At 73.6% G+C, this 8275-nt stretch carries 11 protein-coding genes; 7 read left to right on the forward strand and 4 right to left on the reverse strand.

Annotation, left to right across the window (positions count from 1 at the left end; all coding sequences use genetic code 11):
- Nucleotides 1-579: hypothetical protein (locus tag JHD21_RS18360; RefSeq protein WP_292678152.1), on the forward strand; the 579-nt coding region annotated here is incomplete at its 5' end.
- A 39-nt stretch (nucleotides 580-618) separates the two neighbouring features.
- Here the strand turns inward: JHD21_RS18360 and JHD21_RS18365 are convergent.
- Both JHD21_RS18365 and JHD21_RS18370 read right to left on the reverse strand, forming a co-directional pair.
- Complete coding sequence (locus tag JHD21_RS18365) at nucleotides 619-1266, reverse strand: hypothetical protein (RefSeq protein ID WP_292678154.1); 648 nt, start codon at nucleotides 1264-1266, stop codon at nucleotides 619-621.
- Nucleotides 1267-1274: 8 nt separating this feature from the next.
- Nucleotides 1275-1805 (reverse strand): hypothetical protein, encoded by a 531-nt coding sequence (locus tag JHD21_RS18370; protein WP_292678156.1) that lies wholly within the window; start codon nucleotides 1803-1805, stop codon nucleotides 1275-1277.
- 181 nt (nucleotides 1806-1986) lie between these two features.
- Between JHD21_RS18370 and JHD21_RS18375 the strand changes: the two genes are divergently transcribed.
- A complete protein-coding gene (locus tag JHD21_RS18375) occupies nucleotides 1987-2580 on the forward strand; it encodes a flavodoxin family protein (RefSeq protein WP_292678158.1) in 594 nt (197 codons plus the stop codon).
- A 21-nt stretch (nucleotides 2581-2601) separates the two neighbouring features.
- Here the strand turns inward: JHD21_RS18375 and JHD21_RS18380 are convergent, their stop codons facing one another.
- Nucleotides 2602-4302, reverse strand: a complete 1701-nt coding sequence (locus JHD21_RS18380; RefSeq protein ID WP_292678160.1) for a GAF domain-containing protein — start codon at nucleotides 4300-4302, stop codon at nucleotides 2602-2604.
- A gap of 122 nt (nucleotides 4303-4424) precedes the next feature.
- Here JHD21_RS18380 and JHD21_RS18385 point away from each other — a divergent pair, with 122 nt between their 5' ends.
- Nucleotides 4425-4823, forward strand: coding sequence for a pyridoxamine 5'-phosphate oxidase family protein (locus tag JHD21_RS18385; RefSeq protein WP_292678162.1), 399 nt, complete (start codon nucleotides 4425-4427; stop codon nucleotides 4821-4823).
- A 30-nt stretch (nucleotides 4824-4853) separates the two neighbouring features.
- Here the strand turns inward: JHD21_RS18385 and JHD21_RS18390 are convergent, their stop codons facing one another.
- Nucleotides 4854-5507, reverse strand: coding sequence for a response regulator transcription factor (locus JHD21_RS18390; RefSeq protein WP_292678164.1), 654 nt, complete (start codon nucleotides 5505-5507; stop codon nucleotides 4854-4856).
- 156 nt (nucleotides 5508-5663) lie between these two features.
- Between JHD21_RS18390 and JHD21_RS18395 the strand changes: the two genes are divergently transcribed.
- The 4 genes from JHD21_RS18395 to JHD21_RS18410 form a co-directional block, all read left to right on the forward strand.
- Complete coding sequence (locus JHD21_RS18395) at nucleotides 5664-6257, forward strand: CBS domain-containing protein (RefSeq protein ID WP_292678166.1); 594 nt, start codon at nucleotides 5664-5666, stop codon at nucleotides 6255-6257.
- Nucleotides 6254-7225, forward strand: coding sequence for a hypothetical protein (locus JHD21_RS18400; protein ID WP_292678168.1), 972 nt, complete (start codon nucleotides 6254-6256; stop codon nucleotides 7223-7225). The genes JHD21_RS18395 and JHD21_RS18400 overlap by 4 nt, the downstream gene beginning before the upstream one ends.
- Nucleotides 7222-7944 carry a hypothetical protein gene (locus JHD21_RS18405; protein WP_292678170.1) on the forward strand — a complete coding sequence of 241 codons (723 nt, stop codon included), beginning with the start codon at nucleotides 7222-7224 and terminating at the stop codon, nucleotides 7942-7944. Before JHD21_RS18400 ends, JHD21_RS18405 begins: the two co-directional genes overlap by 4 nt.
- 91 nt (nucleotides 7945-8035) lie before the next feature.
- Nucleotides 8036-8275 (forward strand): cytochrome ubiquinol oxidase subunit I (locus tag JHD21_RS18410; protein ID WP_292678172.1); only part of this gene is annotated, 240 nt, incomplete at its 3' end.

The following is an 8275-nucleotide window of genomic DNA, read 5'->3' on the forward strand; positions in this document are numbered from 1 at the left end:
TCGCTGAGCATCTCCAGCACGACCCACCGGGTGGAGTACGCCGGGTCGCTGGTGCTCACGGGCGTCGTCGCCGACGACGAGGGCGCCGGCCTGGAGGACGTCAAGGTCGCGCTCATGCAGCTCGAGGACGGGGAGTGGCAGCGGGTCGGGTCCGGCACCACCGACGAGGACGGCGCGGTCTCCCTGGTGGCACCTCCGGTCTACGAGAACACCGCGATGCGGCTGAGGACGAAGGACGCCAGGAGCGAGCGCTGGCGGGTGCGGGTGCGACCGGAGCTCCGGCTGGCGCCGACCGTCGATGGCGACACCGTCACCATCGTGGCGGCCGCGACGGGCGGGCACGCGGGTGACGTGGTCACGCTCAGCGGCCGTCGCGACGGGCAGCGGGTCACCCTCGCCACCGGCATCCTCGGGGCCGACGGGACGGTCACCTTCCAGGTCCAGCAGGAGGCCAGGAAGGCGCGGTACGCCGGTCGGCTCGAACCGACCGAGCGGCACACCGTGGACCGGGTGGCCGTGGTCGTCGTGAAGCCGCAACCTCAGGATGACGACGAGGAGACGCCCCCGCCGTCACCCTGAGGTTCAGACCGGTCAGTCCTGCCGGTCAAGTCCTGCAGGTCAGTCCTGCCGGCGGTCCTGCTTCTTGGTCTCGACCAGCTCGTCCAGGCGGTCGGCGTCGGCACGTGCCTCGGCGGCGTCGCGGGCGGTCTCCCGCGCCTCGTCGGCCTTCGCCTTCGCCTTCCGCTGGGCGGCCTTCTTCCGGGCCGCGGCGGCGGCCTCCTTGCGCTGCTGCTGCTGCTCCGCGGACTCGACGACCTGCACGGCACGCTCGTCGGCGGACTTCTTCCTGGCCGACGCGGTCGACCGAGCGCGCAGCTTCGCCTCCTGCTTGGCGCGTACCTCGACGGCCTCCGCCTTCTCGGGCGCGGAGGCGATCCGTTCCTGCGCCGTCGAGCGCTTCTCGGCGGCCTGGCGACGCCCCGCACGGAAGACCTCGTCGGCCTGCTCCCGCTTGGCAGCCGCGTCCTCGTCCAGGCGTGCCGCGGTCACGCGCTTGTCCAGCCGGTCGAGCCGGTCGGCGCCGCGCTGGGCGATGGCGCGGTTGCTGGTGAGCCTGCCCGCCAGCTTGTCGGCCGAGCCCAGGGCGCGGTCCAGCGTGACTCGGGTGGTCGAGGTGTCCGGGAGCCTGTCCGCGAGCGCGCCGTCGACCAGCGCGAGCGGGAGCCTGGCGATCTCGTAGGGCAGGGCGACAAGGGTGCTGATCATCGGGGTCCTCACTTCTCGGTCTGCTCGCGAAGCCGGTCGGCCTCGCGCTCGGCGGCATCGGCCTCGTGCTCGAGACGGGTCCGCTCGGCGGCGGCCCGCTGCTCGGCGGCGACGGCCTCGGTGGCCAGCTCCTGCCCCTCACGGATCTGGGCCTGGCCGGCCTGCACCGCTCGCTCCTCGGCAGCCGCGCGGCCCGCGACCTCCGCGCGTGCCGCCTCCTGCTCGGCAGCGGCGTGCTCGCCGGCCCTGGCCTGCTCGGCGATGCGCTCCTGGCGGTCCGCCTCGGCCCGGGCGACCGACTCCTCGCGGGCGGCCTCGGCGTTCGCCTCCCGGACGTCCTCGGCCGCCTCCGCGCGTTGCGCGTCGGCGATCGCCTCGTCGGCCACTGCCTCCTTGCGGCGGGTGGCCTCCGCCTGCTGGACGTGCCCCTCCTCGACGAGGGCGTCGTTGCCGGTGACGGCACCGGCAACCTCCTTGGCCTTGCCCGCGAGGCTGTCGAGCAGGCCTTCACGGGCTTCTGCTGCGGTGTTCTTGGTCATGACTCTCCCGTGCCCGATCCGGCCGCTCGCAAGCGTCGTCCCGTGTGTGACCTGCGCGTCACGGTGGGGCACCCCGCGGGGAGAGGGAGGGAGAAGGGCGCACCAGCGGCGTGCCGTAGGTCCCGGTCCTGCGTGACCTCCGGCCGTGGGTCCGCGGTCCCGGGCGGGGCAGGCTCCTTCCATGAGCACAGCGATGGAGCACGACCACGCCCCGACCTCGGACGGGGGCCCCGCCAAGAAGGCGTGGGTGCTGGTCGAGTCGATGTTCGGCAACACCGAGACCGTCGGCGCGGCCGTCGCGCGCGGCCTCGCGCTCGAGGGCTTCGACGCCGAGGTCTTCGGCGTCCTCGACGCCCCGGACCGGGTGCCGGACGACCTCGCGCTTCTGGTGCTCGGCTCGCCGACCCATGCGTTCTCGATGAGCCGGGCGAGCACCCGCGCGGACGCGGTCCGGCAGGGTGCCGACCCGGAACGCGCGACCTCCGGCCTGCGTGAGTGGCTGGGCGGCTGCCACCCCGGCGACCACCCACCGCCGGTCGCTGTGTTCGACACTCGGGTGAGCAAGGTCCGTCGGCTGCCGATGGCGGCCGGGCCCGCGGCCCGCCGGCTGGCGCACGCCAAGGGCTTCGCGGTGCTGGACCGGCCGACCTACTACCTGGTGGACGACGTCCAGGGACCGCTCGCCGCCGGCGAGGTCGCCCGGGCGGCGGCCTGGGGCCGCAGGATCGGGGCGCTCTGCCAGGACTGGTGGACCGCCCGCGCGCTGAGCAGGTAGCCGCCGCGCGGGGCGCAGCGGCTAGCCGAGGATCGGCACCCGCCAGTCGACGGTGGTGCCAACGCCGGCGTTCGAGGTGACCGACAGCGTGCCCCCGTGCTTGAGGGCCCGTTCGCGCATGTTGCCCAGCCCGCTCTCCCGGACCCCCTCGCCCATGCCGCGGCCGTTGTCGCTGACCAGCACCCTGATCTCGTCGCCGGCGCTGACCAGCACCTCGACGGTGGTGGCCTCGGCGTGCCGGCTGGCGTTGGACAGCGACTCGCCGAGCACCGCGAGCAGGTCGGGCGCCACGTGGTCGGGCACGAGCGTGCGCACCGGTCCCTCGACCCTCAGGGTGGGCCGGAACTTCAGGGTCGACGCGGCGCGGTCGACCAGGCGGGTCACCTCGGTCTGGAGATCGGTCGAGTCGGCCAGCGTGCCGAGCGCGAAGATCGTCCGGCGGATGTCCTTGATCGTCTCGTCGAGGTCGTCGACCGCGGTGGCGAGCCGCGCCGTCACCGCCTGGTCCGACGTCGAGCGGGCGACGCTCTCGAGTCCCAGGCCGACCGCGAACAGCCGCTGGATCACCAGGTCGTGGAGGTCCCGCCCGATCCGGTCCCGGTCCTCGAACAGCAACAGCCGCTGCTGGTCGGCGCGAGCGCGCCCGAGCTGGAGAGCGAGCGCGGCTTGCTCGGCGAAGCTGGCGGGCAACGCCGGGTCCAGCGTGTCGGCCGCGTACGCCCGCTCCGGGAGCCAGGCCAGCGTGAGAGCGCCCTCGACGGCGCCGCGAGCGCCGAGAGGGACGACGATCGCCGGCCCGACCGGCGGCAGCCCCAGCGCGGCCGACCAGTCGACCGCCCCGGGCGCGGCGCCGAGGTCGGTCACGCTCACCGGAGCCTGCTCGCGCACCACCTCCGCGGCCAGCGACTCCTCCATCGCGACGCTCAGCAGCGCATCGCGGCTGATCTCCGCGCCGGAGAGGACCTCGAGCACGAGCTCCTCCGGGACCCGTCCCGAGACGACCCAGGCGAGATCGGCCCCGGCCACCGAGCGGGCCCGGTCGGCGATGATCTGCAGGGCCGCGTGCTGCGAGGCGGGGTCGGCCAGCACGCCGGTGATCTCAGCGGTCGCCGACAGCCACTCCTGCCGCTGCTCGGCCTCCTCGTAGAGCCGGGCGTTCTCGATCGCCACGCCGGCGGCCGCGGCCAGGGCGACGACGATGCTCTCGTCCTCCGCCGTGAAGTCGATCCCGCCCGCCTTCTCGGTCAGGTAGAGGTTGCCGAAGACCTTGTCGCGGATCCGCACGGGCACCCCCAGGAAGGAGCTCATCGGAGGGTGGCCCTCCGGGATGCCGTAGGAGGCCGGGTGCGCGGTGAGGTCGTGCAGGCGCAGCGGCTCCGGCTGGTCGATGATCAGCCCGAGCAGGCCGTGACCCGAGGGCAGCTCGCCGATCTCGACGACCTGCTCGTCGGACATCCCGTGGTGGATGAAGGTCCGCAGCCGGCGCTCGCGGCCCATGTCGAGCACGCCCAGAGCGGCGTACTGCGCGTCCACCAGGTCACTGGCGATGACCACGATCCGTGACAGCACGCCGTCGAGGGACAGGTCGGCCGCCATCGTGACCACGGCGTCGAGCAGCAGCCGCAGCCGGGCCTGCTCGTCGAGGACCCCGTGGACCCGGGCCAGCACCTCGCGCAGCAGCTCGTCGAACTCGACGTCCGCGAGGCCCTCGTGGTCTGACACGCGCTCACGCTAGCAACGCCGGGCCCGCCGGTGCCGGAACGGTGCGGTGAGGCCGCCCGACCCGTCCCGCTCGGGACCTGTGGCCCTCCGTGCCCCGGCGGGTGTGCGGGAGACTGATCCGCATGGACGAGCCGACCGACCGCCAGCTCACCGACCTGGACGAGGCCGAGTGCTATCGGCTCGCCGCCACCGAACCGGTGGGCCGCCTGGTCTGGACCGGACCGGACGGGCCATCCGTCGTCCCGGTGAACTTCACCCTCGAGGAGGGCGTCGTCCGGGTGCGGACCGCCGCCTACTCCGCGCTGGCCCAGCAGTGCGACGACAGCCGGGTGGCCTTCGAGGTCGACGCGTACGACCCGGACAGCCGGCTCGGCTGGAGCGTGATCCTGGCGGGCCGCGCCTCGGTCGGGTTCGTGGAGCCCGGCGCGCCCGCCCCCGAGGTGTGGCCGGTCGGCGCCAAGGCCGTGCAGCTCACGATCGAGGTGGACAAGGTCACCGGGCGCCGGCTGCGCCAGCGGTGAGCGGCGGCTGCGGTTCGGTGACGGCTGGGCTCAGGGCTGCTGGTGCTTCGTGGCGAAGATGGCGGCCTGGGTGCGGCTGGTGAGCCCGAGCTTGGCCAGCAGCGAGCTCACGTAGTTCTTGACCGTCTTCTCCGCGAGGTACATCCGCTCGGCGATCTGCCGGTTGGTCAGGCCCTCGCCGATCAGCTCCAGGATCTTCTGCTCCTGCGTGGTGAGCGCCTCCAGCTGCTGGTCGCGGGGCGGGCCGTTGCGGACCCGTTCCAGGACCCGGGCGGTCACCGTCGGGTCCAGGGTGGACTCCCCGGCCGCGACGCGCCTCACGGTGTCGATCAGGTCGTTGCCGCGCACCTGCTTGAGGATGTAGCCGGCCGCGCCCGCCATGATCGCCGAGAAGAGCGCCTCGTCGTCGTCGTACGACGTGAGGATCAGCGCCTTGATGGAGGGGTCCACCGAGCGGACGTCGCGGCACACCTCCATGCCGGTGCCGTCGGGGAGCCGGCCGTCGAGGATGGCGACGTTCGGGCGCAGCGCCGGGATCCGGCGGGTCGCCTCCTGCGCGAGGCCGGACTCGCCGACGACGACGATGTCCCCTTCCGCCTCGAGGAGCTCCTTGATCCCGCGGCGGACCACCTCGTGGTCGTCGAGGAGGAACACGCGGATCTGGGTCGACTCGGTCTCGGCCATGCACACACCGTAGACACCCCGACCACCCAGACACAGGCTGATCGGCCTTCCGGGACGGGACCAAGGTCCCTCCTCCTCGGTTCGCGCGGCACGGACAGTGGGTCCCAACCCCTCTCACGGGGTATCAGAACCACGGACCGGAGAGGACGGTGCGCCATGTTGGTTCGAGAGGTCATGACCCGCGAGGCGGTCACCGTGACTCCTCAGACCTCGGTCAAGGACGCCCTCACGGTGCTGGAGCAGCACCGCATCACGGCCGCCCCGGTCGTCGACGCCGAGCTGCGGATCCAGGGCGTCGTCAGCGAGGTCGACCTGATCCGCGACCTGGTGCCGACCGACCAGCGCACCCATGCGTGGCCGAACCAGCAGGCACCCACCGACCGGCCGCGGTCCGTGGTCGACGTGATGACCACGCTCCCCGTCACCGTGGGACCCAACACGGACGTGGCAGCCGCCATCGAGCTGATGACCACGCTGAACATCAAGAGCGTCCCCGTGGTCGGCCACGACCACCGGGTGCTGGGAATGCTCAGCCGCAGCGACATCGTCCGGGTCCTCGCGCAGTCCGACGACGAGCTGGAGCGCCAGGTCGACGCGGTGCTCGCCGAGGTCGGCCTCGGCGACTGGGAGGTGACCGTCACGGACGGCGCCGTGCAGCTCACGGGACCCGAGGACTCCCCCTACCGGATGACGGCCCGGGCGGTCGCGGAGTCCGTCCCGGGCGTGGTGGACGTGCAGGTGCGGCCTTGATCGGCTACCGCGAGGAGGTGCTGCGGCCGCTCGTCGAGCTCGCCTGCCGGGCGCCGAGCGTGCACAACACCCAGCCGTGGAAGTGGCGCACCACGGACGACGGCCTCGACCTGTTCTCCGACCCCAGCCGCGCACTCGGCGCCAGTGACCCACGGGGCCGCAACCTGGTCATCAGCTGCGGCGCCGCCCTGCACCACGCCGAGGTGGTGGCCGGCGCGATGGGTTGGGCCGCCACCGTCACCAGGTTCCCGGACGGGCCGGGCTCCAACCGGCTGGCACATCTCTCCCTCGCGCCGTCCCCCGTCTCCGACGACGCGGGAGACGTCCTCCTCGCCGTCCGGGAGCGCTGCACCGACCGGCGCCGGTTCACGTCCTGGCCGGTGCCCGACGACCTCCTGCACGCGTTCGCCCGGACCGGCGGCTCCCGCGGTGCCCACCTGGTCCCGGTCGTGGACGCGACCGACCGGTTCCGGGTCGACCGGCTCGTGGAGCGCGCCCGCTCCCTGCAGGCCCGCGACCAGCGCGTCGCCCAGGAGCAGTCGACCTGGGTCGACCACGGGCCGGACGACGGCGTCCCCTCCCAGGTGCTGCCCTCACGGGACCGGTCGACCACGGTCACCACCCCCAGCCGGTTCAGCACCGGGCTCCTCGCCGACCCGGCGCCCGAGCTGGAGAGCTCGGACGGCGTCATCCTCATCTGCGGCTACACCGACGGCCCCGAGGACTGGCTGCGCTCCGGCGAGGCGCTGAGCGCCCTGTGGCTCCGGGCGACGCTCGACGGGCTCTCGGTGGTGCCGCTGAGCCAGGTCATCGAGGTCGAGGAGACCCGGATGGCACTGCACCACGAGGTGCTCGGCGGCCTCGCGGCCCCCCACATCCTGGTGCGTCTCGGCTGGCAGGAGCTCAGCCGCAGCGAGCTCGCGCGCACCGCCCGGCGGCCCCTGGACGAGGTCCTCGACGGGCCATGACGCCGACGACGGCCGGGCGCCCGCTCGCCCGGCGCTGGGTCACCGCCTGCGTGGTGGCCGAGACGATCGGCATGACGGCCTCGGCCGCTGCGGCCCGCGGCGCGACCGGCCTCGACGGAGCCGGGGTCGCCCACGCCGCGGGCCTCGGCTTCCTGCTGGTCGTGGCGGGCGGTCTGGTGGAGGGCTCCGCCCTCGGCGCCCTCCAGGCCGGTGCGCTCGGCTCCAGGCTCGGGCCGCGGGGCCGCCGGGCCTGGTTCACGGTCACCCTGGTCCTGGCCGGCCTCGGGTGGGCGGCTGGATCGGCCCCGGCGACGCTGTCCGGCGACGACTCGGCCGGCTCGTCACCGCCGTTGGCCGCGATCCTCGCCGGAGCGGCCGGGATCGGCCTGGTGACGGGCGCCCTGCTCGGGGCCGCGCAGGCCTGGGTCCTGGCCCGCCGCGCGGCGCGACCAGCGGCCCGCCCGGGTCGCTGGGTCCTCGGCAGCGCGCTCGGCTGGACGGCGGCGATGACCGTGATCTTCGCCGGCGCGACGACCGCCGGCGCCGGGTGGCCGTGGCCCGCGGTGGTCGCACTGGGCGGGGTCACCGGCGCGCTCGCAGGTCTGAGCCTCGGTGTGGTCACCGCACCGTTCCTGGTGCGCATGTACGGGACGAGGCAGGACCAAGGTCCCGACCCGGAGAGTCCTCGGGCCATGGGGACCGCGAGCGGGGCTGCCTAGCGTCCTGACCAACGTCGTGAGCAATGTCTGCAGCGACGTCCGCAGCACGTGCCGACACCGGCCCGACCGAGCAGACCCAGGAGCCCCGATCGTGGACCCGACCGACATCGCCAGGTGGCAGTTCGCCATCACCACCGTCTACCACTTCCTGTTCGTGCCGATCACGATCGGTCTCTCGGCGATCATCGCGGGCTACCAGACCGCGTGGCTGCGGACCCGCAACGAGCAGTGGCTGCGGCTCACCAAGTTCTTCGGCAAGCTGTTCCTCATCAACTTCGCCATCGGCGTGGTGACCGGCATCGTGCAGGAGTTCCAGTTCGGGATGAACTGG

Origin of the sequence: Nocardioides sp. (assembly GCF_016462705.1) — a bacterium.
Lineage (GTDB): Bacteria > Actinomycetota > Actinomycetes > Propionibacteriales > Nocardioidaceae > Nocardioides.